A 24411-nucleotide genomic window follows, 5' to 3' on the forward strand; every position below is an offset into this window, starting at 1 on the left:
TCGATCTTCGTGTAGGGGCGGACCTGCTTTTGCATCGTCCGGGCCGCGCTACATGAGTCTAGGAGGCTTGCCAGCCAGCCACAATTTGCGGAGCTGTATTTCTCTATAACGAAAGAGAATAGATCGAAGGCTCGTCCTTTCAGCCCTCATCGACTTCCAGCCGCAGCACCGCATACCCCAGCGATTTCGCGGTCTGGTCGAAGCGCAGCGTCCGGGTGGCGCCGCCGCCCAGGGCGTGCTCCATAAGGACTAGACAGCCATCGATGTTGGGCATGGGATAGACCTGCACGTCACCACGCGCCCAGTCGCCGAACAGGGTCCGAACCCGCTCGGGCGTCACCGACCGCAGGACCGCGGCGTAGTCTTCCGGCCGCCTGGCCAGTACGCCGATCGAGACGTTGTCGCCCTTGTCGCCACTGCGCACATAAGCGATCTGTTCCAGCAGTCGAGTCATGATTCGATCATTTCCATGGTGCTTTCGACGAGTTCCCGGGCGATGGTGGTGGGCCACAGGCTCACCGCGGGTCGGGCCTTGAACGGGGCGCCGAACGACGTGCCGCCCGGCCCCATGATCCACAAGTGCGTGCAGGCGCGGCGCACCTTCTCGGCTTCCTCCTGGGTATGCGTGCGTACCGCCACGCGCAGGCCCACTTCGCTCATGTCGTCCGCGGCCGGCCAAGGCGCGGCGGGCCCGTGCAAGGTATTAACCCCCACATAGGAAAACAGCACGTCCTCGGCGGCCAGCCCCATGCGCTCGAAGCGTTCCGACAAGGTTTGTTCCGCCTTGCGCGCCCGCTCCAAGGCACGCGGCCAGGGAAACAGCATCAGCCCTTCCCCTATCCAGCCATCCGCATAGCCGATCAAGAGCTTCAATTGCCCGGGCCGTCCCGCGCCCTTGCAACCGCTGACACGCACGCGGTCCGGCGCGATTTCGCGCAAGCGTGGGGCGGTGAAGTCCGCGATACCGTCGGGCGCGGCATAGCTGCGCGGATCGCCGATCTCGTAGACCAGATGCTCCTTGACGGTGAACTCATCCACCCTGCCCCCGGTCCCGCGCAGCTTGGTGACCACCGCGCTGCCGTCGGATTCAAACTCGATGATGGGAAACCCAACCCGGCCCATATGCGGCATTTCATCGAAGCGCGAAGACATGCCGCCCGTGCATCCCGCGGCGCATTCCGCGATGTGGCCCGCGGTGATCGCGGCGGCGACCAGGTCGGGATCGTCGTAGCCCTTGCCCAGGCGCTGCAGGATGGGGCCGACGAACAGCGCGCTATCGGCCACGCGGCCCGTCACAACGATGTCGGCGCCGCCCTGCACCGCTTGCATGATGCCTTCCGCGCCAGCGTAGACGTTGACGCACAGGATGCGGTCGCGCAGCGGACGCAAGTCGCCCTCTCCCGTCGCGGTATTGACCAGCGGCACGCCTTGCGCGATCAGGCCGTCCAGGCGGTGCATCAGGTCATCGCCGGCGACTACGCCGATCTTGACGCCATGGTTACCCGCACGCCCCAAGGCGTCGGCAATGACCCGGCCGGCAGCCAGGGGGTTGGCACCCCCGCCATTGGAGACCAGACAAGTCCCGCGGTCGCGCGCCAGCGGCGCCAGGCTGGTCATGAAAGGCAGCACGTCGGCGACGTAGCCCGCGTCGGGATTGCGCTTTTTCTGCCGATGCAGAATCGCCATGGTCAATTCGGCGAGAAAGTCGAAGCACATGAAATCCAGCTCGCCCTGCCGCAGCAGTTCCTCCGCCGGATCGTAGGCATCACCCCAGAAGCCGCCGCCAGCTCCCAGTCTTATCGTCGTGCTCATTGCGTCTTTCCTCGCGTAGGGGGAACTCGCGCCTTGTTGCGCCGCGGCAAGGCCAGAACGGCTGCACCCGGTGCGATCAAGCGCTGGTCAAAGAAGCATCCCTTCATTAAAACCGTCTATCTGGTCGGTTTATTTTATGGAGTACCTACTATGTCGTCAATGACGCTGATTTTCCGTAAATAACCTACATATAAGGGATTACGCCCATACGGATCCGATTGACGAATCCTCAAGACGGTTTATGATTTTGCGAAAACAGACCAAGTAGTCGGTATTTTTCGCGTCGCTGGAGCGGCGGCGACTGACATGCCGAACACGACGGAGGAGACAGATGGAAGATGCCTTCGATGCAGACGCCGAGGGACAGGTGCTGCTGCGGCGTGACGGCGCGATCGCGACCGTTACGCTGAACCGTCCCGAACGGCGCAATGCGCTGTCCCTGGCCGCGAATCGACGGCTGCACGCACTCTGGGGCGAGATAGACGCCGATCCCGGCATCCGCGCCGTGGTGCTCACCAGCGCCGACTGCGGCACGTTCTGCGCCGGCATGGACCTGAAGGAAGCGGCGGCGCTGCGCGCCACCACCGGCAAGGATATCCTGGACCTGCTGGAAGACCCGTTCTACGAACGCATGCGTGCGGTCCGCGTGCCCGTCATCGCGGCCATGACGGGCCATTTCACCGCGGGCGGCATGGTGCTGGCCTCCAACGCCGATCTGCGGGTAGGACTGGCCGGCACAGCAGGCGCAATCACCGAAGCCCGTGTTGGCCGAGGCACGCCCTGGGCGGCGCCGATGGTGCCCATGCTGCCGTTAGCGGTGCTGATGGAGATGGCCGTCACGGCGCAGATGATGCCGGTCGAACGGTTGTACGCGCTGGGGTTCGTCAATGCGGTCGAAGCGACGCCCGATGCCGTGCGCGCGAAGGCCGCCGCCTATGCCCTGGCAATCGCCGCCAACGCACCGCTCTCGGTCGCGGCGGCCAAGGCGGGCTTGGCGGCCAGCGTCGACCTGGGCGCGCATGCCGGTTATGCCCTATCCAAGGTCCGCCACCGGGAAGTCTATGCCAGCGCCGACGCTATCGAGGGTCCCCTTGCTTTCGCCGAAAAACGCCCGCCCCGCTGGCTGGGGCGCTGAGCCAGCTTGCCCGGCCCATCCTCTCACACGGAACCTCATATCCCATGATCGACCAGCCCTTTGGAGAACTGTCGCTCGGCCAACGCCGCCGGTCACATGGCCGCACGATGACCGAAACCGATGTCGTCAACTTCTGCGGCCTTACCGGCAACTGGCTGTCCATCCATGCCGACGCGGAATTTTCCAAACGATCCCTGTACGGCCAACGCGTCGTGCAAGGCGGACTGGTGTTCGTGGTCGTCAACGCCCTGCTGGGCTTCGACTCCAGCCTGGTCGAAGCTTTCTATGGCGTGGACCAACTGCGCTTTCTCAAGCCCACCTTCATCGGCGACACCCTGCACGCGGAAAGCGAAATCATCGAATTACGTGACAAGGGTGAGCACCACGGCGTGGTGACTACGCGGCTTACCGCAATCAACCAACGCCAGGAGGTCGTGCTGAGCTGCGAATTCAGCCTGCTCATACGCCGCCAGCCTCTGCTGTCCTGAGTCTTTCCAACGAGAACTCGCATTGTGAGAAGAGAACCAACATGGACTTCCTGAACGATGAGCAAATGCTGTGGCGCGACACCGTGGCACGGGTGATGGAAAAGGAAATCGGCTGCGATTACGTGCGGCAGTGCGACATGGACCGCAGCTATCCTTATGAAGCGTACGAGAAGGTGGCCAAGCTGGGCTGGCTGCGCCTGCTGATACCGGAGGAAATGGGCGGCGACGGCGGCACCATCTTCGATTACGCGCTCATGTGCGAAGGGCTGGCGCGCTATGGGTTCGACTTCGCCACCGCGTTCATGGTGTCGACCTTCACCGGCATGAATATCGTCAAGTTCGGCACGCCGGCGCAACAGGAACGCTACCTGCCCGCCTTCATGCGGGGGGAGCTGCGCTTCTCCATCTCTATTTCCGAACCCCAGGCCGGTTCCGACGCCGCCTCGACGCGCACGCGCGCCGAGCCGCGCGACGGCGGCTGGACGATCCGGGGCCAGAAACTGTGGTGCTCCGGCGCGGCGGCCAGGAATGTGGTGATCGCGATGCTGGTGCGCACGGATAAGGAGGCCAGGAAGCACCAGGGCCTGTCGGTGCTGCTGGTGCCTAACGATACGCCGGGCCTGGATATCCGTCGCCTGCCGACGATGGCGCGCCGCGCTACCGGCACCACCGAAATATTCCTCGACGACGCCTGGGTCCCCGAGGAAAACATGATGGGCACGCCGGGTGGCGGCTGGAGCATCATCACGGACCACCTGGAACTGGAGCGGATCGCCGTGTCCGCCGCCTACGTAGGCAACGCGCAGCAGGCCGTGTCCGATGCGCTGCGCTACGCGCACGAGCGCATCCAGTTCGACCGGCCCATTTTCGAATTCCAGGTCATACGCCACATGCTGGCCGACATGCAGACCGCCGTCGACGCTTCCCGCCTGATGGTCTATCGCGCGGCGGATATGGCCTCGCGTGGCCTGCCCTGCTCACGCGAGGTAAGCATGGCCAAGCTGATGGCCTCCGAAACCCTGCAAACCGTGACACGCCAAGGCATGCAGATCCTGGGGGGACACAGCATGCTGCCGGAATCCGACATGGAGCGCTACTTCCGCGAGGGCATGCAGTCGACCATAGGCGGCGGCACTTCGCAGATCCAGCGCACCATCATCTCGAAGGCGATGCATCCGTGATGACCGACCCACACAAGCGCGACACGCTGCCGCTGCAGGGAATACGCGTACTGGACATGACGCGCATCCTGGCGGGGCCATGGGCCACGCAGAGCCTGGCCGACCTGGGCGCCGAGGTGATCAAGATTGAACATCCCGGCGGCGGTGACGATACACGGCGGATGGGGCCACCGTTCATCCGCGACGCCGCCACGGGCGCGGAGACCGATGCCGCCTATTTCCTCTGCTGCAATCGCGGCAAGGAGTCGGTGGCGATCGACATCGCCACGCCCAGTGGCCGCGACCTCGTCCGCCGGCTCGCCGCCGAGTGCGATGTGCTGATCGAAAACTACAAGGTGGGCGGCCTGTGCAAGTACGGCCTGGACTACCAGACCCTGCACGCCGAGCTGCCGGACCTCGTGTATTGCTCGGTCACCGGGTTCGGGCAGACCGGGCCGTACGCGCAGCGTCCGGGCTATGACTACCTGATACAGGGCATGGGCGGCCTGATGAGCGTGACCGGCGAGCCCGATGGCGTGCCGGGCGGAGGACCCCAGCGCGCGGGCGTCGCGCTGGCCGACATCCTGTCCGGCATGTATGCCGCGCTGGCCATCCTGGCGGCGCTGCGGCATCGCGACCTGGGCGGCGGCGGCCAGCACATCGACATCGGCATGCTCGACGTACAGGTGGCGGTGCTGGCGAATCAAGCGATGAATTACCTGACCACCGGCAAGGCGCCCGGCAGGATGGGCAACGGGCATCCGAATATCGTGCCCTACCAGTCATTCCGTGCGTCCGACGGCCACCTGATCCTGGCGGTCGGCAACGATACGCAGTTCCGCAAGATGGCGCAGGCGATGGAGCGTCCGGATATCGGCGAAGACCCGCGCTTTCAGACGATTGCCCTGCGCGTTGCCAATCGCGGTGTGCTGGTGCCCATGCTGGCGACGATCATCGCGTCGCGCACCATCGCGCAATGGGTGGAAGCGATGGCGGCGGTTGAGGTTCCCTGCGGACCGGTCAACACGGTGGACCGTGTGTTCGACGACCCCCAGGTGCGGGCACGCGGTGCCCGGCTCACGTTGCCGCATGCAGGCGCCGGCACGGTGCCGTCCGTGGCCAGCCCGATACGGCTGTCGGAATCGCCGCTGCGCTACAAGGCGGGGCCACCAGTCTTGGGCCAGCATACGGCCGGCGTCTTGCGGCGGGTGCTGGGCCTGCCGGAACAGGAAATCGCGGCGTTGGCCGCTGAATGCGTGATCAAGGACATCAAGCCATGAAGCACTCCGCGGAAAACCCGAGCCTGGATCCCGCCTGGCGCGACGCCCCCGTGATGGGTCTGGGACTGCACTGGAACGACGTGCAGGTCGGCCAGCGTTTCCAAACCCTGGGCCGTACCGTCACCGAAGCAGATATCGCGATGTTCGTCGGCGTCACCGGCATGGTCGAGGAGATGTTCACCAACGTCGAATACATACAGCGCGAATCGCGCATGGGCGCGCGCCCGGTCCCCGGTTCGCTGGTGTTCTGCGTCGCCGAAGGCCTGCTGATGCAATCCACCATGCAGCGCACCGGCGTGGCATTCCTGGAATGCGACTTGAGGATACTGAAGCCAACCGTGGCAGGCGACACGCTGCATGTGTGCGTCGAGGTCGTCGAAGCTCGCGCCACGAGCAAACCCGGCAGCGGCCTGCTGCGCACGATGAATCGCGTGGTCAACCAGCGCGATGACGTGGTGGCCACCTATAACCCATTGCGCATGGTCAAGGGCCGACCCTAGTGATCGCTCGCGCAAAATAACGAGGAGACATCCCATGCGGGTTTTTACGACGATGAGGGGCGTAGTATGGGGCAAGGTATTGCTTGGCGCGTTGGCCTTGGCCGGCATGTCGCCGGGCCACGCCCAGGCACCTGCCCGGACAGCCACCCCGGTGGCGGACTATCCAAACCGGCCTATCACCATCGTGGTGCCGTTCGCGGCGGGCACGACCACCGACCAGACCGGGCGCTTCCTGGCCAAGCATATTACGGACGCCACCAGGCAGCCCGTGATCGTGCAGAACCTGCCGGGTGCCGAAGGCTTTATCGGCCTGCAGCATGTGCTGCGCCAGCCCGCCGACGGCTACACCATCGTCATCGGGTCGAATACCACGCATGCGGCCAATGTCAGCCTGTTCAAGAAACTGCCGTACGACCCCGTTCGTGATTTCGTGCCGGTCACGGGCATCATCATCGGCGGTGTGACGCTGGTCGTGCGACCCGATTCGCCCTATAACAACGTGCAGGATCTCGTCGCGGATGCCAGGAAACAGCCCGGCAAGCTCTCGTTCGGGTGGGGCAATTCCTCATCCCGGTCCGGCGGGGAGGTGTTGAAGGAATTGACCGGCATCAATATCCTGTCGGTGCCATACAAGGCGCTGACCACGGCCATTACCGATGTCATCGGCGGGCAGATCACCATGGTCTTCGGCGACGCGCCCGCGGTAATGCCCTTGGTGCGCGCCGGCAAGCTCAAGGCGCTGGGCGTGTCCACAACGAGTCGCATGCCGGGGTATGAAGACATTCCGACCATCGCGGAACAAGGCATCAAGGGCTATCAGGCCAGCGGCTGGCTGGCGGTGTTCGCGCCGAAGGGCACGCCCGCCGATGTGGTCGCCAAGTTGAACGCCATCATCGTGCCCATCATGCGCACGCCGGAGGCGGCGACATTCTTCGGCCAGAATGCCTGGAAGCCCTTCCCTGGCACGCCGCAGGAACTCGCGCAGTTCCAGCAGCGCGAGATCCAGCGATGGGCGGAACTGGTCAAGTCCGCCGGTATCGAGCAGCAGTAGGATCCGCCAGTTCAATGTCCGGTGCGGCGCGACAGGGCAGCGGCGTTTGCCGCTATCATATGCGCACTGGCGCAACGTCCTTGTCTTCATCGTCCATGGCAGAAAAGAAACCCGCAGCGAAAAAGCGCGGCCGACCGGCCGTACACCGTACACCGCGCAAGGAGGAAATCCTGGAAACGGCGGCGCGGCTTTTCGCGGATGAGGGCTACAACTCGGTTTCGCTACAGGACATCGCCGATGCGGTCGGCCTGTCCAAGACTGCGCTCTATCACTACTTCGACCGCAAGGAAACGATACTCGGCACGATCGTCGTGACGACCGTGAAGGAACTGAGCGAGTTCGTTGAGCGGGCGGTGGCCGCGCACCAGTCGCCGCAGGACAGGCTGGCGGCCTTCCTGGAGGCACAGGCCGAATTCTTCGAACAGCACCAGGCCTCATTCCAGGTTCTACTGACACGGTTCGCCAACCTGCGTGAACCCAAGATGCGGGACATCGCCGTGGAATGGCGGGTCAACTACGAAAACACCATACGGAACATCGTTCACGAAGGCGTGACAGCGGGCGTGTTCAACGCCGGCAGTCCCAATGCCGTGGTGCGGATGGTGATTTCCTCCGTGTACTGGCTGGCCCGTTGGTATCGCCCTTCCGGCAAGCAGACTTCCCGCGAGATCGCCCGCGAATACGCGGAGATCATCCTGCACGGGATCGTCAAGTAGGGGCTGGCCCACCGAGGCGCAGCGGTGCCGCTTAGGTTCGCTCGCGCTATGCGCCCCGCCGCTGCCGCTTTGGCTTGACACCGCCGGCCAGCCGCGCGCCGGCATGGCGCGCCGCCGCCATGAACTGCTCGAAGGACGGATGGGCCGCGATCGTTTCGTGATGGACCAGCACCACCATGTAGTCGCCCAGGTTCAATCCGGTCTCGATGATGGATATCAATCCGCTGTCCTGGAACTGGGCCGCGATGCGGTCGGGCGCGATCGACAGGCAGGCGCTGCGCGCGGCCAGGTGCACGTTCGAAAGAAACGACAGCGATTCGATCATCGCCCTGGGGGGCGCCAGGCCCGCCCGCACGAACACCTCGCCCCAGATATTGCGCGAATAGCTCTGCTGGCGCGGGAGTATCCATGGATAAGCCGTCAGCTCCTCCAGCGATGCCTTTCTCCTGGCCGCGAGCGGGTGGCCACGCGCGGCGATGACCACCGTCTTTTCCTCATACATGTTCTCGATGACGTAGTGGCCGTCGCCAGGCAGCAGCCCGGGCGGACGCCGACCCATGAACACATCGATTTCACCGTCGTTCAATTGCGCATCGAGCGCACTGGTGGTTCCCTCGACGATTTCGACGGCGACGTCCGGCGCTTCCCGCCCCAAGGCATCCATCAGTTCCGGAACGAAGGTATGGGTGACCCGCGGAATGCAGCCGAGTCGCAGCTTGACCTGCGGCTGTCCGTTCCGGACGTCCAGGGAATGCAGGGCCTTGGCCGCATAACGCACGCCGCGCAGCAACTCATGCGCGTCGGCGAGGGGCACGCAGCCACGGTGGCTGCGCGAGAACAACTGCCTGCCGGCGATGCGCTCGGCATCCTGCAACAATGACGTCGCCAACGGTTGGGCGATGCCCAGCGCGCGCGCCGCGGCATGGATGGAGCCATGCCGGGCGATGGTGACCAGCAGGTCCACATGCCGCCGTTCCAGGCGTTCGGGGGATTTCTTGCGCATGATATCCATGCCTTATTGCTTGATAGTCTATTTATATTCTATTCAGTATCCCCCTGTATCTCTATAGTTCTCCGCATGCGACATGCGATCGCAAGGGGCACCCGGCCGCCAGCCTGCGTGTACCAGAAAAGAACGGACGGAGACTGCATCGTGAGGAGATTGATTTCCTGTGTTGCCGCCTGGGCGGCGCTGGCCTTGCCGGCATTGGCCCATGCTGGCGCGGATGGCGGGCCCGGGGCGGACTTTCCGGCGCTGCCCATCCGCTGGATCGTGCCCTTCCCTCCGGCCGGCAGCATCGATGCCGTGGCGCGCGTCGTCGGCCGCAAGCTGTCGCAGGTCCTCGGGCAGCAGATCATCATCGACAATCGCGCCGGCGCCGGCGGCCGCGTGGGCGCCAAGGCCGCCGCCGACGCGCGGCCCGACGGCTATACGCAGCTCTTCACCCTCAACACCACGTACACCATCAAGAAAGACTTGTTCCGCAATCCCACCTTCGACCCGGACAAGGATTTCGAGCCCATCACCATCGTCGCGGAAACGTCGCAGCTGCTGGTGGCAAGCCCGAAGTTCCCCGCGCACGACGTGCGGCAACTGATCGATATGGCCAGGAAGCACCCGCACGAGATCAATTTCGCGTCTTCCGGCGTGGGCGGGTCCTTGCACCTGGCGATGCTGTACTTCGAGTCCCAGGCCGGTATCGACCTGGTCCACATCCCCTACAAGGGCGGCCCGCCGGCGGTCAATGACCTGATGACGGATCGCGTTTCGCTGATGTTCTTCAACACGCCCGCGGCGCTCAGCTATGTGAAGAACCACCAGCTGCAAGCCCTGGGCGTGAGCACGCCGAAGCGTTCCATGTTCCTGCCGGACGTTCCCACGATCGCCGAGTCGGGCGTGCCCGGTTTCGACATCTCCGTCTGGTTCGGCCTGTCCGTGCCGGCGGGAACGCCCAAGGCCGTCGTCGAGCGCATGCATGCCGCGGTCGCGCAGGCGCTTGCGGACCCCGGCGTGCGCCACGACCTGATCGCGCTGGGCGCGGAGCCGGTGGGAGACACCCCCGCCGATTTCGCGCAGCGCATGCGTCGAGAGAGCGAGGCCTGGACCCAGACCTTCAAGCAGGCCGACATGGTCCTGGAATAAGTACATCGCATCCCATTTTTCCATCTACCAGGACTGGTCATATGCCTACTGCCTATCCCATGCTGCGGGTCCCCCGGATTCCCGACAAGCCGCGCAAGCACAGCATGATCGTCATGTCGGAAACCTGCATTCCCCTGCGGGCGACGGAAGACCTGATCGAGATCGCCGGCTCACTGATCGACTACGCGAAACTGACCGACCACGTGGGGCTGGTCGACCGGCTGGAAGCGTCGTGGATACGCCGCAAGGTGGCGCTATACAACGCCCACGGCATTCCCGTGATTCCCGGCGGGATACCTTTTCAGATCGCCGTCATGCAAGGACAGGAGCAGGCCTATCTCCAGGCCATGGTCGACCTGGGCTACGCCGGCGTGGAGATAAGCGAGGACACCATGCCGCCGCTGGCGACGGCCCGGCGCAGGGACTTGATCACGCGCGCGCTGGACATGGGCTTGAAAGTCATGACCGAAATGGGCCGCAAGAACGTCGACATCCCTTTCAATGCCGAAGAGATATGTGAACAGATCCTTGGCGATATCGAACTGGGGGTGTCGAAGATCTACCTGGAAAGCAGCGAAATCCAGGCCCTCTACCAGGCCGAGCCCGCCGCGCTGGACAAGATCGCGGGGCTGGGCCGCAATGAATATCTGTTGTTCGAGCTGGGCCTGATCAACGCGCAGGACAAGGCGGCGTGGCTGGTGGAGCGCTACGGGCCCGAGATCAATTTCGCCAGCGTGGCGCCCGCGGACGTCGTCGCCGTGGACGCGATACGGCGCGGCGTGCACCGCAAGGGCGGCTACCGCTACTTCGCCGAAATGCAGGGCTGATGCAATGGCGCTCATGCGAGACAAGGTCGTGGTCATTACCGGCGGCAGCCGCGGCATCGGGTTGGCCGCGGCCCGGCTGTTCGCGGCACAGGGCGCATCGCTGGCATTGTGCGCGCGCGGCGAGGAAAAGCTGCGGGAGGCGGCCCGCATGCTGGGCGAGACCTATGCCGTGCCCGTGCTGCCCCATGCGGCGGACATCCTGGACACGGCGTCGGTGCAAGCCTTCGTCCATGCCGTCGCAAGCCGGTATGGGCATATCGACGCGCTGGTGAACAATGCCGGCGCATCATCGCAACGGGAAGCCGACGGCGTCAACTGGCCGGTCAATGCGGTCGATGCGGTGTCCCAACCCTTGCCGCCGGGACGCTTCGAAGCCATTTCCGACGCGGAATGGCGCGCCGCGCTGGAGCAGAAGCTGCTCGGCATGGCGAGAGTGGTACGCGCCGCCCTCCCCGCGCTGCGTGCGGCGCAAGGCGCCAGCATCGTCAATGTCACGTCGATCAAGGGGCGCCAGCCCCCTCCCCGCGTCGTGACATCCGGCGTGGCCTGGGCCGCCGCCATGAACCTGAGCAAGGCGCTGTCCCTGGAACTGGCGCAGGACGCCATCCGCGTCAACGTGGTCAGCGTAGGGGGCATCCTGACCCCGCAGATGGAGGCCGGACGCGCCCGGTGGGCGCCCGGCAAGACGCTGGAGGAATTCCTGGCGCCGCGCGTGGCCAATATCCCGCTCAAGCGGCTGGGAAGCATGGACGAAGTCGCCCAGGCCATTTTCTTTCTTGCGTCGCCCTTGTCTTCCTACATCACCGGGCAATGCCTGGCGGTCGATGGTGGAGGACTGCGGTCGATATAGCCCCACGGACCCGGCGGCTCCGACGGGCGCGAACTTGTTTTTTCTTGATGAGACCTGCAACCATGAACGAAAGCACATCCGTACAAGCAGCGCCCCGGGCGGCGCCAACGCACGTCAACGCCGCCGAGGGCGTGACCATCCACCCTACCGGCGCCGCTGTCGGCGCGGAAATACGCGGCGTGGACCTGTCGCGGCCCGTCCCCGAGGACACCCGTGCGCTTCTGCGCCAGGCGTGGGCCGACCATTGCGTGCTGCTGTGGCGAGGACAGAGCCTGCCGGGCACGTCCTTTCTCGACGCCGCCTCGATATTCGGGGAAACCAAGGAGCCGGCGGCACGCAAGTTCCAGGTGGCGGGCGGCTTTGTCGTGGGCGGAACGCGCATCGCCGTGGACCCGCGCATTTCGCTTATCTCCAATCTCGACGAAGTGGGCAATCCCGTGATGGACAACGGCACGCTGGGCAGCTACGAGGTGGTGTGGCACAGCGACAACTCCTATGCCGACGTGCCGCCCGCCGGCAGCATGTTGTACTCGGTACGGCTGCCCGTGGAAGGCGGCGGAGACACCTGGTTCAACAACCAGTACCTGGCGTACGAGGAGCTGCCCGAAGACCTGAAGCAGGCCATCGCGGGCCGCAGCCAGTTGCATGACGCCAGCCGCAACAGCGCCGGCATTCTACGCCCCACGGTCAAGCTGCCTACACGCCCCGAGGAGGTTCCGGGCCCCGTGCATCCGCTCGTGCGGGTGCATCCGGTGACCGGTCGCCGCGCGCTGTACCTGGGCCGCAGGCGCGAGTGGCCGTCGAACTACATCCTGGGCATGAGCAATGAGGAAAGCGAGCGCCTGCTCGACCGTCTTTGGGATCATGCGACCCAGCCGAAGTACGCCTGGTGCCACAAATGGCAGTTGGGCGACGTGGTGCTTTGGGACAATCGCTGCACCATGCACTATCGGGGCGAAGTCGATCCCACCCAGGCACGCGTGCTGTATCGGACGGTCATACGGGGAGAGCCGGTGATCGCGGGCTGATAATCCCCGATGGCGTCCGGGCGGCGTGCATCTCGACGGCGAACGGTGGACAATGGCGGTCCCGCACTTGATTCCCCACGGAGCCAGCTTATGAAAGCCGTTGTCGTCACGGAAGAGGGTTTGTCCTTGCAGGATGTGCCGGTGCCGGCCGTCGGCCCCTGCGATGTATTGGTCCGGGTGCATGCGTCCTCGCTCAATCGCGCGGACCTGACCGTGGCGTCGGGACACCGGCACGGGAGCGTTGGCGGGCCCGGCACCATACCGGGCATGGAATGGGCGGGCGTCGTCGAGGCTGTCGGGGCGGAGGTCACGGGATTCGCTCCCGGCGATCGCGTCATGGCCTCGGGCAAAAGCGGCTACGCCGAGTACGCGGTGACCGACTACGGGCGTGTGTCCCTGCTGCCCGACCCTCGCATGGATTTCGCCCAGGCGGCCGTGCTGCCTGTTGCGCTGCAAACCATGCACGACGCCATCGTGACCAATGGCCGCCTGCAGCGCGGCGAGGCGGTGCTGATCCAGGGCGCCAGCAGCGGCGTCGGCCTGATGGGGCTGCAAATCGCCAAGGCCATGGGGGCGGGGCTGGTGATCGGATCGTCGACCCATGCCGGCCGCCGCGCCCAGCTGGCCGACTTCGGCGCGGATCTTGCCCTGGACACCAGCGACGCCGGCTGGGTGGATGCCGTTCTCCAGGCGACGGATCAACGAGGGGTGAACCTCATCGTCGACCAGGTCTCGGGCCCTGTCATGAATGACAATATGCGGGCGACAGCCCTGTGCGGCCGTATCGTGAACGTGGGTCGCCTGGGCGGCAGCCAGGCGCCCTTCGACTTCGACTTGCACGCCCTGCGACGCATCCAATATATCGGCGTCACCTTTCGCACGCGCAACGTGGAGGAAGTCCGCGAGATCACCCGTCGGATGGCGGCCGACCTGTGGCCCCTGCTCCAGGCCGGCAAGCTGGGCCTGCCCATCGCCAAGGACTTTCCCCTCGGCGATGCGGCCGCCGCGTTGGCCTTCATGAAAGAGAATCGCCACTTCGGCAAGATCCTGCTAAGGCCATAGCCAAAGGTAGCGCGCTGACACATTTGTATTAAATTTGGCGCCCGATCCGTCCCTTTGCGCGACCGGGCACGCTCGCGTATCACCCGAAAAAGAGAAGTAATCTTCTCTTTTTTGTGAGTTTTTTATAAAAAGAGAAGTTTGCTTCTCTTTTACGGGCGAGAGCAGTATCCTTTCCATATGGAAAGAATACTGCCCCGCTCTCTCGATCCCTTGGTCCAGGCGCTCATCCAGTGCCGCAAGGAACAGCGCGTTTCGCAAGCCGATCTGGCTGAGGCCGCCGGCATTACCCGGCGCGCGCTTGTTGCTATCGAGAACAACGCCAGCGATCCGACGTTGGGCACATTGCGCGCCCTCTTTACGGCGCTTGGCCATGACATTCTTGCGCGCCCCTTCGAGTCCGCGCCCACGCTTGACGATATCCTTCGCGAGAACGACCGGGGATATGGCAGCAAAGCGGAGCCGGACGCATGAAACTCGATGTGTACGTTCAACATCGCCTCGCAGGCACGCTCGATCAGACAGGGATAGGACGCTTTGTCTTTACCTACCTGCCGGATACGCCGCGCGAGTTGGCGGTATCCCTGCTGATGCCCGTGCGTCCCGAAAGCTGGATCAGTCCGATACTGCATCCCGTTTTCCAGGTTTCCCTGCCCGAGGGCGCGCTGCGACAGATCATCGAACGCATTTTTGCGAAGAAGTTCGAGCGATTCGGCGATATGGAGCTACTTGCCGTTTCGGGAGAAAACCTGGTCGGCCAGGTGCAAGTCGTCCCGCATGGAGAGACGCCCGCAAATCGCAGTACGGGGGATACGCTGGTGCATCTTCTGTCCGTCGATGTAAAGGTGCTGGTCGATCACTATCTGGGAGAAAGTGCGCACGAGTCGGGTGTCTCTGGAGGACTGCCAAAATTCCTGGCGCGCAGCCCCATCGAGGCCGAAGGGGGCCGGGCCACATTGCCCTTGGACAAGTGGATCGTGAAGCTCAACGATCCTGACCATCCCTACATTGTCCTGCTGGAGCATTTCGGTCAAATGGCGGCGAGAGAAATGGGGCTGCCATCCGCGGAGACGCAGCTCGCAGGCGACTATAGCCGCCTGCTCGTCAAGCGCTTCGATGTCGATGAGACAGGAACGCAATTGGGGTTCGAAGACATGTGCGCCCTGCTCGCCCTGCCCTCGCGGGACAAGTTCAGCGGTTCGGTGGAGCGCATCGTGAAGACCATACGCGCTTATTGCCCTGGAATCTCGGGCCAGCGCAACGTCGATCTCTTTTACGGCCAATACCTGCTGGCGGCGGCGATACGCAACGGTGATGCGCATTTGAAAAATTTCGGGCTGGTCTACTACCCAGGCCGGACGCCGAAGCTGGCACCTGTCTACGACATGTTGACCATGGCAGTCTATGCGCCGCGCGATGAGACAGGGGAAGCCCAGGACGGCATGGCGCTCACCTTGGGCGGCACCAAACGATGGCCGGCGCAGCGGGAGTTCGATCTCTTGGCGCAGGCGTGCAATATCGGCGCAGCACGCCGACGCCACTGGCTCCATCTGCTGGGCAAGGCGCTCCTATCGACCGCCGACCAGGTTATCGAGTTCCAGCGGCAACATCCGGGACATGGCTTTATCGCGCAAGGCGCCCGCATGCTCGAGTTGTGGTCATTGGGCGTGCGGCCGCTGGACAGCGAGTGCGCTGATCTGCTTCTCCAGAAGTCAGCGGCCTTGTACGCGGACGGGCAATCCGGCCCGGATGCATCGCCGCCGGTCGCCAGGCGCCGCCGCCGTCGCACGATCATGGGCGGCCTCTGACGCTATTCAGCAGGACGGCCATCCGGCAGCGGCGCATCGACATATGCGCATCACATTGGGACGGCATCATCTCCGTCGCCGGGAGGCCGGCAGGAGTTTGCCCCGTGACCCTTACCCAGATCCGCACCTTCATCGCCGTGGTCCAGCATGGTGGCTTCAGCGCCGCCGCGCGTTCGATCGGCGCCAGCCACAGCACCCTGATCTCGCAGATCCAGATGCTGGAACGCGAATACGGCGCCGAGCTGTTCCATCGGCGCGGCCGCCGCGTCGAACTGTCGGCGGTGGGCTTGCAACTGCTGCCCATGGCGCGCCGCATGCTGGCCCTGGAAAGCGAAATGCGGCTGCTGCTGGACGACAGCGGCCAGATGCGGCGCGGATCCCTGCGCGTCGGCGCCGTGGGCCCCTACCACGTGACCGAGATGATCGAGTCCTATCACGCGCGCCATCCCGGCATCAGCCTGTCGGTGAAACTGGGCAATTCCGAAGTGGTGCTCGACGACCTGGACAAGTACGTCTGCGACGTGGCCGTGGTGGCCAGCCGCGCGGCCGACGACCGCTACCATATGCAGTCCTATGCCCGCTATCCCGTCATCGCCTTCGTGCGCGGGAACCATGCCCATGCCCAGCGTGAGAGCATCACGCTGGACGAACTGGCCGGGCAGCCCCTGCTGATGCGGGAAACGGGATCGACCACCCGCAAGGCGCTGGAAGACGCCATGGAGAAACGCGGCCTCACGCCCCGTGTCGCCATGGAGATCGGCAGCCGCGAGGCCCTGCGGGAAGCCGTGGCGCGCGGCCTGGGCGTGGGCACGGTCTCGCAATCGGAGTACGTGCCCGATCCGCGCCTGGTGCCGCTGCGCATCGAGGGCGACCTGGTTTCCACGAACATCCATGTCTGCTGCCTGCGCGAACGGCGCGACAGCCGCCTGATCGCGTCCTTCTTCGACGCCGTGCGGGCGAGGTCGGCGGCAGGTGCGGGCGGCCAGCCCGCGCCGGGCTGACGTTCCGCAACCGGGCGGGCGGCGCTGCGATATCGGGCGCCCTGCCCGCCCCGTCCTCCCCGCATCGCCGGCCCTGCCACGCCGACCCGCCGTGCTTCAGGCCGCGTGCAGCGCGGTGTACAGGTCCTCGCCGAACAGCGGGTCCAGTCCGCTGGCCACGATTTCGGGCGCCGCGGCGTCGGACGCAAGAAAACGCGCCACGGCGCGCGCGCGCTCGATGTCGCGGCTCCAGGCCACGGCGCCGGTGGCCACCCACACATAGGACTGCAGCTCGTCGGGAATGGGCGTGATATGCGCGATGCCCGGGACCGGCCGCAGCTCGCTCACCTGCTGGAACGCGAGGTCGGCTTCGCCGCGCGCCACCACCGCGCCGGTGCGCTCGCCGTTGCCGACGAAGCGGCTTTTGGGCAGGCACTCCTTGTCTATCCCCAAGCGGTGGTATAGCTGGGTGGTCAGGTATTTGCCGCTTTCGCTGGCGGAATAGGCAATGCTGCGCGCGCGCAGGAAGGTGCGCTTCAACGCGTCCGGGCTGCTGGCGTCGGGCGGCGGCTCGCCAGCGCGCACGGCGACCGCGGCTACCGACCGGGCGATCAGCGTGCGCGTGTCCGCCAGGATGTGGCGGGCCTGGACGAAATTCACCATGTTCGGCTCGGCGACGATGACCAGGTCCGCCGGCTCCCGGCGGCGCAGGCGATTCGGAATCGATTGCTCGCCCGTGCCTATCGACGTCGTGAGGGTGACGACAGGCTGGCCGGTATAGGCTTCGATCGCGGGGATCAGGGCAAGGTGCGCGGCAGTGAACACACCGGAAGTCATGACGCGGAATGCGTCCTTGCTGTCTCTCATCAATCAACCTTGATATGGGCTTCGGAAACGACCTTCTGCCAGACGCCGATCTCCGTCTCGATCTGCGCGCGCAATTGCTCCGGCGTGCCGGGAGCAGCCTGGTCGCCTTCCATGCTCAGCTGGCGTCCGACTTCGGGCTTGACGATGGCCGCGTTCAGCGCCTGGTTCAACTTCTGCTGCACGTCTTGTGGCAAGCCCTTGGGTGCGATCAGCCCGTACCAGATCACCACCTGGTAGCCTGGCACGCCGGCCTGTGCCACGGTGGGCAGGGACGGCATATCGGACCAGGTTTCCGGCAGCGTCTGCGCGAGCGCCTTCAGCCGGCCGTCCTTGATATAGGGCATGGCCGCGCCCGGCGTGCTGAAGAAAACATCGGTGCGTCCGGCCAGGGTGTCCATCACCGCGGGGCCGGTGCCCCGGTAAGGCACGTGGGTCATCTTGATCCCGGCGTCCTTCATGAACAGCTCGGTCGCCAGGTGCGAGATCCCGCCCACGCCGGACGAGGCGAAGGACAAGGCGCCATGCCTGGCCTTCGCCAGTTCGATCAACTGCGGCAGGCTGTTGGCGGCAATGCTGCTGGACGTGGTGACCAGGAAGGGACCGCGCGCGATCATGCCGACCGGCGTCATGTCCTTCACCGGGTCGAAAGGCAGCTGGTAGAGGCTGGCATTGACGGCGTAGCTGTTCGAGATCAGCGTCAGCGTGTAGCCATCCGGCTTCGCCCGGATGCCCGATGCGACACCGATCTTGCCGCCGGCCCCGACCATGTTCTCGACCACTACCGGCTGGCCCAGGGACTCGGTCAGCAGCTTGCCGATGGTGCGCCCCACCGCGTCGTTGCCGCCGCCCGGCGCGAACGGGATGATGAGCTTGATCTGGTGCTCCGGGTAGGCCGCGGCGGCGGGCGCCCCCACGCCCAGGGTCGCCGCGCAGGCCAATGAGGCATAGGCCGCCATGGCGAGCGCGCGCGCTGCCAGGCCATCGGTCCGGCCCAGGGTCTTGCTGTTGAACATGAGGTCTCCTCGCTGCACCATCAACGGTGCATGTCAGTGTTGAGTGATGTGGAAAGCAATATGGATGCCAAGTTTCACGATTCCAAAAACAATATCTGAATCAAATACTTGGAAATGTCTTTTGTTTTGTGCTGGGTTTCATGTTCCAATCATTGGAACATATGAAACAGACAATGAAACATGAGCCAGCTGTCCGGGAATGAGCCCTTGCCCGTGATCTGGGCGATCAGCGGACACCGCCTGACCGATGTCTTCCGCCAGGTGGCGCCCGAGATGGAAGACCGCGCCTCGATATCCATCATCCACCGCGGCTATGAAAGCGCCCTGGCGGAAATCGAACGGCGCGGTGAACGCCATCCCTGCGACGTCATCGTGGCCTCGGGCAGCCACGGCGCCTTCCTGCGGCGCAATGTGTCCTACCCGGTCGCGTTGGTGAAGGTGGGCGGGTCGGACCTGCTGGCGGCCCTGTGCAAGGCGAGGCAGCTTTCCGACCGCATCGCCATCCTGATGCTCAAGCGCATTCCGCCGGAACTGAAGCGCTTCGCCAGCCTGTTCTCCCTGCCCCTTGTGCTGCGTGCCTACGAAACCGCCGAGGAGGCCCGGCACTGCCTGCGGCAGCTCGCCAGCGATGGCATCCAGGTGGTGGTGGGACCGGGCCAGGTGGCGGACCTCGCCGACGAGGCGGGGCTGACGGGCGTGCTGGTCTATTCCGCCGAGTCGGTGCGCGTGGCCTTCGATGACGCGATCGAAATGGCCGCCGCGCAGCGGGCGGAGAAGTCTCGCCGTACCCAGCTCGATTCGATCCTGTACCACCTGGGCGACGGCGTGGTCGCCCTCGACATGGCGGGCCGGGTGGTCATGGCCAATCCCGCCGCCGAACAGCTCACCGGCAGGCCGGTGCGCAATGCGCTGGGCCGTTCGCTGGGCGACGTGCTGCCGGCGCTGCAACTGGGCCAGGTCATCACGCGCGGCGCGCCCGAGCTGGGCGCGGTGCAGGAACTGGCCGGCAAATCCATCGTGGTCGACCGCGTTCCCTTGTTCGATGAAGGGAAGCAGACCGGCGCCGTGCTGACCCTGCACGGCTCGAACCGGCTGGAACTCGCGGTCAGCAAGCTGCGGGCGCATACCCATCGGCGTTCGCAGGTGGCCAGGTACCAGCTGGATGACGTCGTATCGGCGTCGCCCGCCATGCAGCGGGTGATCGCGCAATGCAAGGTTTTCGCGCAGCACAGCGACGCCGGCATCCTGATACACGGCGAAAGCGGCACCGGCAAGGAGTTGCTGGCGCAAGGTATCCACAACGCCAGCCGCCGCGCCCGCCATCCTTTTATCGCGACCAACTGCGGCGCGTTTACCGAGACCCTGCTGGAAAGCGAGCTGTTCGGCTACGACGAAGGCGCGTTCACGGGCGCGCGCAAGCAAGGCAAGGCGGGCCTGTTCGAGGCGGCCAACGGCGGGACGCTGTTCCTCGATGAGATCGGCGAAATGCCCCTGCCCTTGCAGACCCGCTTGCTGCGCGCCTTGCAGGAAAAGGAAATCATGCGCGTGGGCAGCGTCGATCCCCTCCCCGTCGACGTGCGCGTGGTGGCGGCGACGCACAGGGACCTGGCCGCCATGGTGGGGACCGGCCGCTTTCGCGAAGACCTGTTCTACCGCCTGAATATTCTCCGTGTCGATGTGCCGCCGCTACGGGAGCGCCCGCAGGATATCGAAGTGCTGGTGCGCAACCGGGTGCCCGCGGCACTCGCGCGGATCGGCCTGGAAGCCCTGTCCGTGGAAGTGCTGGCCGCCGTGCTGCCGTCGATGCGGCGCTATGCCTGGCCGGGCAATGTGCGCGAGCTGGAGAATGCGATCGAGCGGCTGACCATGATCTGCCTGGCCAATGGCGGCGCCATCCGGCCCGCCGAGATCAACGACCTGCTCGATGCCGCCGCGCACCGGCCACGGCGTCCCGATGCGGTCGCGCCCGCGACGCCGCGCCGGCGCCGGCCGCGCCCGAGCCGCGAGGACGCCGAGCGCACGCTGGCGGACTGCCACGGGGATCACCAGGAAGCCGCGCGCCGGCTGGGCGTGAGCCGCACCACGCTGTGGCGCTGGCTGACGCAGGCAGCATGATCGGAACCGCCGGATCACCTATCCTTTCATGAACCTCCCATCAACGCCTTATCAACGCCTCCCATGACCAAAAAGACCCCGCCTCGCGCCGTGCCAGCCGTCATGCCCGACCTGGAGCCGGTTCGCATCCTCTCATCCGCGCACCTGGCCGACGGCCCCCACGCCGAATTATCGGAGCTGGAATTCGGGCTGATCATTGCGCAGAATGCGTTCAGCCGCTGGGTGACGCGCTGCATGGCTGCCGCCGGCGAACCGGACCTGGCGTTCAACGACATCCTGGTGCTGCACCACGTGCATCACCGCGAGCGCGGGAAGAAGCTTGCCGACATCTGCTTCACCCTCAATTACGAAGACACCCACGTCATCAACTATTCGCTGAAGAAGCTCGCCGGGCTGGGACTGGTCCAAGGCGAAAAAGCCGGCAAGGAAGTCCTCTACTCGACCACCGAAGCCGGGTCCGTCCTGATCGATCGTTTCCGCGCCATACGCGGGCGCTGCCTGCTGGCGGGCATCGAGGGCGACCTGGCGGATGGCGCTTCCCACGCCGAGGTCGCGCGGCGCCTGCGCATGCTCTCCGGCCTCTACGACCAGGCAGCACGGGCCGCCTCCTCGCTTTGACCGAGGGCAACGGGCAAGGTTGACAGCCGATGGAAAGGCTACGAAACGAATAGCCGTGAAACGAATGGCGATGAAATGCGCAACGATAGGTCCTAGAAACGACCATGCCACCGCAATGACATGGATGAACCCATATGACCCACCCCTATCGCCTCGTCGCCCGCGTCGCGTCCCTGGCCGCCGCGCTGCTGGCGCCGATGACGCCCGCCATCGTCACCGCCGCCACCGCGGCCGCCACTGACGCCACGTGCCCGACCGCCCGCCTCGACTGCCCTTTCGTCGCCGATCTACTGAAGCAGCGCGAAGGCTATGGCCGTAACGCCAAGGGCGGCGTGGATGGCCCCGTCGTCGTGGTGTCGTCCAATGCCGACGACGGCCCCGGCAGCTTGCGCGACGCCTTGCGCCATGCTCGCGGTCCCACGTGGATACGCTTCGCGTCCGACATGACCATCAACCTGAACTCGCAACTGCGCGTTCCTTCGCACGTGACGATAGACGGCCGCGGCCACGCGGTCACGCTGATGGGCGACGGCCTGGGCATCTACGGGGCCGACAGCGTCATCATTACGCACCTGACCATCAATGGACAGCTGCGCAATTTCTCGCAGGCGGTCAACGTGGCGAACGGTTCGAAGAACGTGTGGGTCGATCACATGGACCTGTCCCGTTTCGGGGACCGGCTGCTCAATGTCAAGAACGGCTCCACCGACGTCACCGTGTCCTGGACCAAGTTTCACAATCATGACAAGGTCATGTTGCTGAACAACCTGACCTCCAAGAACCTGTTCGCGAACTACGACCGCGACGCCATCGCGCGGGTCACGCTGCACCACAACTATTTCGTCGATACGGTGCAGCGCAACCCGCGCGCGCAGTTCGGCACCTTCCACCTTTACAACAACCTGCTCCAGGATTGGGATTTCTACGGCATGAGCTTCGGCCTGGAGGCGCGCGCCCTGGTGGAAGGCAACATCTATGACAACGCGGTCCAGCGGCAATGCAAGGAGCCGGACGAATTTCCCACGGTCGAGGGGGTGAAGGTCAACTACTGCAAGTACATCCCGAGCGCCGCGGCGAGGTCCGCCCTGAACAACGGGGAAGCCGACGGCAAGCGTTACGCCGACACCCGGGCAAAGTACCAGTATCGCCATGACGACAAGGCCTTCCTGGTGGTGCGCGACAACCTCTATCTGCGCGACGCCAAGCCTGTGCTTCAGGACTACCAGGCGGACAAGGTGCCGCCGGTGCCCTACTGCTACGCCTACCAGGCGCCCTCTCCGGCCGTGGCCGATGAAATACGGCGCTATGCCGGCAATACCGCCGGCACGCCGGCCTTGCCGAATCAGTCGCGTTGCCCGCCGGGGGGCGGGCAACGATAGGCGCCCATCGTGGAAAAGGCCGTCCATCCGGCGCGCCCTCGACATCGGCGCGCCGCTTTGATGTGTCGAGTTGCAACTCGACCAGGGTTGCCGGACACTCCCCGGGGGTGTAGCATTCGCCCATGCCACACACCCCCGACGAAAAAAAGAAGGCGCTGCGGCGCGTGCGCAGCATCCGCGGCCAGACCGAGGCGCTGGAGCGCGCGCTGGAGTCCGGCGCCGAGTGCGCGCAGGTGCTGCAGCAGATCGCCGCCATACGCGGCGCCGCCAACGCCCTGATGTCCGAGGTGCTGGAATCGCACATCCGCGAGGAATTCGGTGAATACTCCGATAAGGATCCTCGGCACGCCCAGCGCGTGCGCGACATGACCACGCTGGTGCGCGCCTACCTGCGGTAGACCCGCAAGCCCTTCCGACCGCGGGCGCGTCCGTCCCCGCCTTCATTCATTTGCTGGAGCCTTATCCATGAAATCCCGCGCCGCTGTTGCCTTCGAAGCCGGCAAACCCCTGCAGATCGTCGAACTGGACGTCGAACCGCCCAGGAAAGGCGAAGTGCTGGTGAAGATCACGCACACCGGCGTCTGCCATACCGATGCGTTCACCCTCTCCGGGGACGATCCCGAAGGCCTGTTCCCCGCCGTCCTCGGCCATGAGGGCGCGGGCGTGGTGGTCGAGGTCGGCGAAGGCGTGACCAGCGTCAAACCGGGCGACCACGTCATTCCGCTCTACACCGCCGAGTGCGGAGAATGCCTGTTCTGCAAGAGCGGCAAGACCAACCTTTGCGTGGCGGTGCGCGCCACCCAGGGCAAGGGCGTCATGCCCGACGGCACCACGCGCTTCAGCTATAACGGGCAGCCGGTCTATCACTACATGGGCTGCTCGACCTTCAGCGAATACACCGTCGTCGCGGAAGTGTCGCTGGCCAAGATCAACCCGCAGGCCAATCCGGAACACGTCTGCCTGCTCGGTTGCGGCGTGACCACCGGCCTGGGCGCGGTGAAGAACACCGCCAAGGTGCAGGAAGGCGACAGCGTCGCGGTGTTCGGCCTGGGCGGCATCGGCCTGGCCGTGATCCAGGGCGCCAAGCTGGCCAAGGCGGGCCGGATCATCGCCATCGATACGAACCCCGCCAAGTTCGACCTGGCCAAGACCTTCGGCGCGACCGATTGCATCAATCCCAAGGACTTCGACAAGCCCATCCAGCAGGTCATCGTGGAAATGACGGGCTGGGGCGTGGACCACAGCTTCGAATGCATAGGCAACGTCAACGTCATGCGCGCGGCGCTGGAAGCCGCGCATCGGGGCTGGGGCCAGTCGGTGATCATCGGCGTGGCGGGCGCCGGCCAGGAGATCTCCACCCGGCCTTTCCAGCTGGTCACCGGCCGCCGCTGGCTGGGCACCGCCTTTGGCGGCGTGAAGGGCCGCAGCCAGCTGCCCGGCATGGTGGAGGACGCCATGTCCGGCCGCATACAGCTCGAGCCCTTCGTCACGCACACCATGCCGCTGACGGACATCAACCTGGCCTTCGACCTGATGCACGAAGGCAAGTCCATCCGGTCGGTGGTGCATTACCAGGACTAGT

25 protein-coding genes are annotated in these 24411 nt (G+C 65.1%); 20 read left to right on the forward strand and 5 right to left on the reverse strand.

Going from position 1 to position 24411, the window contains the following annotated elements; all coding sequences use genetic code 11:
• Positions 1-139: 139 nt before the first annotated feature.
• Together C7R54_RS00230 and C7R54_RS00235 are read right to left on the reverse strand one after the other, a co-directional pair.
• A complete protein-coding gene (locus C7R54_RS00230) occupies positions 140-454 on the reverse strand; it encodes an AtuA-related protein (protein ID WP_129148193.1) in 315 nt (104 codons plus the stop codon).
• Positions 451-1812 carry an acyclic terpene utilization AtuA family protein gene (locus C7R54_RS00235; protein WP_129148194.1) on the reverse strand — a complete coding sequence of 454 codons (1362 nt, stop codon included), beginning with the start codon at positions 1810-1812 and terminating at the stop codon, positions 451-453. The genes C7R54_RS00230 and C7R54_RS00235 overlap by 4 nt, the downstream gene beginning before the upstream one ends.
• A 331-nt stretch (positions 1813-2143) precedes the next feature.
• Here C7R54_RS00235 and C7R54_RS00240 point away from each other — a divergent pair, with 331 nt between their 5' ends.
• The 7 genes from C7R54_RS00240 (at position 2144) to C7R54_RS00270 (ending at position 8142) form a co-directional block, all read left to right on the forward strand.
• On the forward strand, positions 2144-2947 hold the full coding sequence (locus C7R54_RS00240; protein WP_129148195.1) for an enoyl-CoA hydratase/isomerase family protein: 804 nt from the start codon (positions 2144-2146) through the stop codon (positions 2945-2947).
• 44 nt (positions 2948-2991) lie between these two features.
• Entirely contained in the window at positions 2992-3435 is a 444-nt protein-coding gene (locus tag C7R54_RS00245; protein ID WP_129148196.1) for a MaoC/PaaZ C-terminal domain-containing protein, read from the forward strand.
• Between the two features lie 41 nt (positions 3436-3476).
• On the forward strand, positions 3477-4616 hold the full coding sequence (locus tag C7R54_RS00250) for an acyl-CoA dehydrogenase family protein (protein WP_129148197.1): 1140 nt from the start codon (positions 3477-3479) through the stop codon (positions 4614-4616).
• Positions 4616-5875, forward strand: coding sequence for a CaiB/BaiF CoA transferase family protein (locus tag C7R54_RS00255; protein WP_129148198.1), 1260 nt, complete (start codon positions 4616-4618; stop codon positions 5873-5875). The genes C7R54_RS00250 and C7R54_RS00255 overlap by 1 nt, the downstream gene beginning before the upstream one ends.
• Positions 5872-6375, forward strand: a complete 504-nt coding sequence (locus C7R54_RS00260) for an FAS1-like dehydratase domain-containing protein (RefSeq protein ID WP_129148199.1) — start codon at positions 5872-5874, stop codon at positions 6373-6375. The genes C7R54_RS00255 and C7R54_RS00260 overlap by 4 nt, the downstream gene beginning before the upstream one ends.
• 34 nt (positions 6376-6409) lie before the next feature.
• Positions 6410-7426 carry a Bug family tripartite tricarboxylate transporter substrate binding protein gene (locus C7R54_RS00265; protein WP_129148200.1) on the forward strand — a complete coding sequence of 339 codons (1017 nt, stop codon included), beginning with the start codon at positions 6410-6412 and terminating at the stop codon, positions 7424-7426.
• Positions 7427-7521: 95 nt separating this feature from the next.
• Complete coding sequence (locus tag C7R54_RS00270) at positions 7522-8142, forward strand: TetR/AcrR family transcriptional regulator (protein WP_192903560.1); 621 nt, start codon at positions 7522-7524, stop codon at positions 8140-8142.
• Positions 8143-8188: 46 nt separating this feature from the next.
• Here C7R54_RS00270 and C7R54_RS00275 read toward each other — a convergent pair whose 3' ends face one another.
• Positions 8189-9145 carry a LysR family transcriptional regulator gene (locus C7R54_RS00275; protein ID WP_192903561.1) on the reverse strand — a complete coding sequence of 319 codons (957 nt, stop codon included), beginning with the start codon at positions 9143-9145 and terminating at the stop codon, positions 8189-8191.
• A 150-nt stretch (positions 9146-9295) separates the two neighbouring features.
• Between C7R54_RS00275 and C7R54_RS00280 the strand changes: the two genes are divergently transcribed.
• The 8 genes from C7R54_RS00280 (at position 9296) to C7R54_RS00315 (ending at position 16858) form a co-directional block, all read left to right on the forward strand.
• Positions 9296-10285 (forward strand): Bug family tripartite tricarboxylate transporter substrate binding protein, encoded by a 990-nt coding sequence (locus tag C7R54_RS00280; protein WP_158021112.1) that lies wholly within the window; start codon positions 9296-9298, stop codon positions 10283-10285.
• Positions 10286-10326: 41 nt separating this feature from the next.
• Positions 10327-11112 (forward strand): phosphosulfolactate synthase, encoded by a 786-nt coding sequence (locus C7R54_RS00285; RefSeq protein ID WP_129148204.1) that lies wholly within the window; start codon positions 10327-10329, stop codon positions 11110-11112.
• A 13-nt stretch (positions 11113-11125) separates the two neighbouring features.
• A complete protein-coding gene (locus C7R54_RS00290; RefSeq protein ID WP_158021113.1) occupies positions 11126-11962 on the forward strand; it encodes an SDR family NAD(P)-dependent oxidoreductase in 837 nt (278 codons plus the stop codon).
• Between the two features lie 62 nt (positions 11963-12024).
• Positions 12025-12990, forward strand: coding sequence for a TauD/TfdA dioxygenase family protein (locus C7R54_RS00295; protein WP_158021114.1), 966 nt, complete (start codon positions 12025-12027; stop codon positions 12988-12990).
• Positions 12991-13080: 90 nt separating this feature from the next.
• A complete protein-coding gene (locus C7R54_RS00300; RefSeq protein WP_129148207.1) occupies positions 13081-14052 on the forward strand; it encodes a quinone oxidoreductase family protein in 972 nt (323 codons plus the stop codon).
• Positions 14053-14229: 177 nt separating this feature from the next.
• Positions 14230-14523 carry a helix-turn-helix domain-containing protein gene (locus C7R54_RS00305; protein WP_129148208.1) on the forward strand — a complete coding sequence of 98 codons (294 nt, stop codon included), beginning with the start codon at positions 14230-14232 and terminating at the stop codon, positions 14521-14523.
• Positions 14520-15857: a type II toxin-antitoxin system HipA family toxin gene (locus C7R54_RS00310; protein ID WP_129148209.1), complete on the forward strand. Its 1338-nt coding sequence runs from the start codon at positions 14520-14522 to the stop codon at positions 15855-15857. Before C7R54_RS00305 ends, C7R54_RS00310 begins: the two co-directional genes overlap by 4 nt.
• Before the next feature lie 104 nt (positions 15858-15961).
• The gene (locus C7R54_RS00315) at positions 15962-16858 is read left to right on the forward strand and encodes a LysR substrate-binding domain-containing protein (protein ID WP_129148210.1); all 897 of its coding nucleotides are present in this window, start codon (positions 15962-15964) and stop codon (positions 16856-16858) included.
• Positions 16859-16954: 96 nt separating this feature from the next.
• On the opposite strand, the gene C7R54_RS00320 is transcribed toward C7R54_RS00315, so the two are convergent.
• Both C7R54_RS00320 and C7R54_RS00325 read right to left on the reverse strand, forming a co-directional pair.
• Positions 16955-17704, reverse strand: a complete 750-nt coding sequence (locus tag C7R54_RS00320; RefSeq protein WP_129148211.1) for a substrate-binding domain-containing protein — start codon at positions 17702-17704, stop codon at positions 16955-16957.
• Positions 17704-18717, reverse strand: a complete 1014-nt coding sequence (locus C7R54_RS00325; protein ID WP_158021115.1) for a tripartite tricarboxylate transporter substrate binding protein — start codon at positions 18715-18717, stop codon at positions 17704-17706. Before C7R54_RS00325 ends, C7R54_RS00320 begins: the two co-directional genes overlap by 1 nt.
• Positions 18718-18897: 180 nt before the next feature.
• Here C7R54_RS00325 and prpR point away from each other — a divergent pair, with 180 nt between their 5' ends.
• From prpR to C7R54_RS00350, 5 genes are all read left to right on the forward strand, one after another.
• The gene (prpR, locus tag C7R54_RS00330) at positions 18898-20832 is read left to right on the forward strand and encodes a propionate catabolism operon regulatory protein PrpR (RefSeq protein ID WP_129148213.1); all 1935 of its coding nucleotides are present in this window, start codon (positions 18898-18900) and stop codon (positions 20830-20832) included.
• A 102-nt stretch (positions 20833-20934) separates the two neighbouring features.
• Positions 20935-21450, forward strand: coding sequence for a winged helix DNA-binding protein (locus C7R54_RS00335; RefSeq protein WP_129149372.1), 516 nt, complete (start codon positions 20935-20937; stop codon positions 21448-21450).
• Between the two features lie 197 nt (positions 21451-21647).
• Positions 21648-22829, forward strand: coding sequence for a pectate lyase family protein (locus C7R54_RS00340; RefSeq protein ID WP_129149373.1), 1182 nt, complete (start codon positions 21648-21650; stop codon positions 22827-22829).
• Between the two features lie 122 nt (positions 22830-22951).
• Positions 22952-23227, forward strand: a complete 276-nt coding sequence (locus C7R54_RS00345; RefSeq protein WP_129148214.1) for a metal-sensing transcriptional repressor — start codon at positions 22952-22954, stop codon at positions 23225-23227.
• Positions 23228-23294: 67 nt separating this feature from the next.
• Entirely contained in the window at positions 23295-24410 is a 1116-nt protein-coding gene (locus C7R54_RS00350; protein WP_129148215.1) for an S-(hydroxymethyl)glutathione dehydrogenase/class III alcohol dehydrogenase, read from the forward strand.
• Position 24411 lies beyond the last annotated feature (1 nt).

The organism is Achromobacter aloeverae (genome assembly GCF_004121055.1).
Taxonomy (GTDB): Bacteria; Pseudomonadota; Gammaproteobacteria; order Burkholderiales; family Burkholderiaceae_B; genus Bordetella_C; species Bordetella_C aloeverae.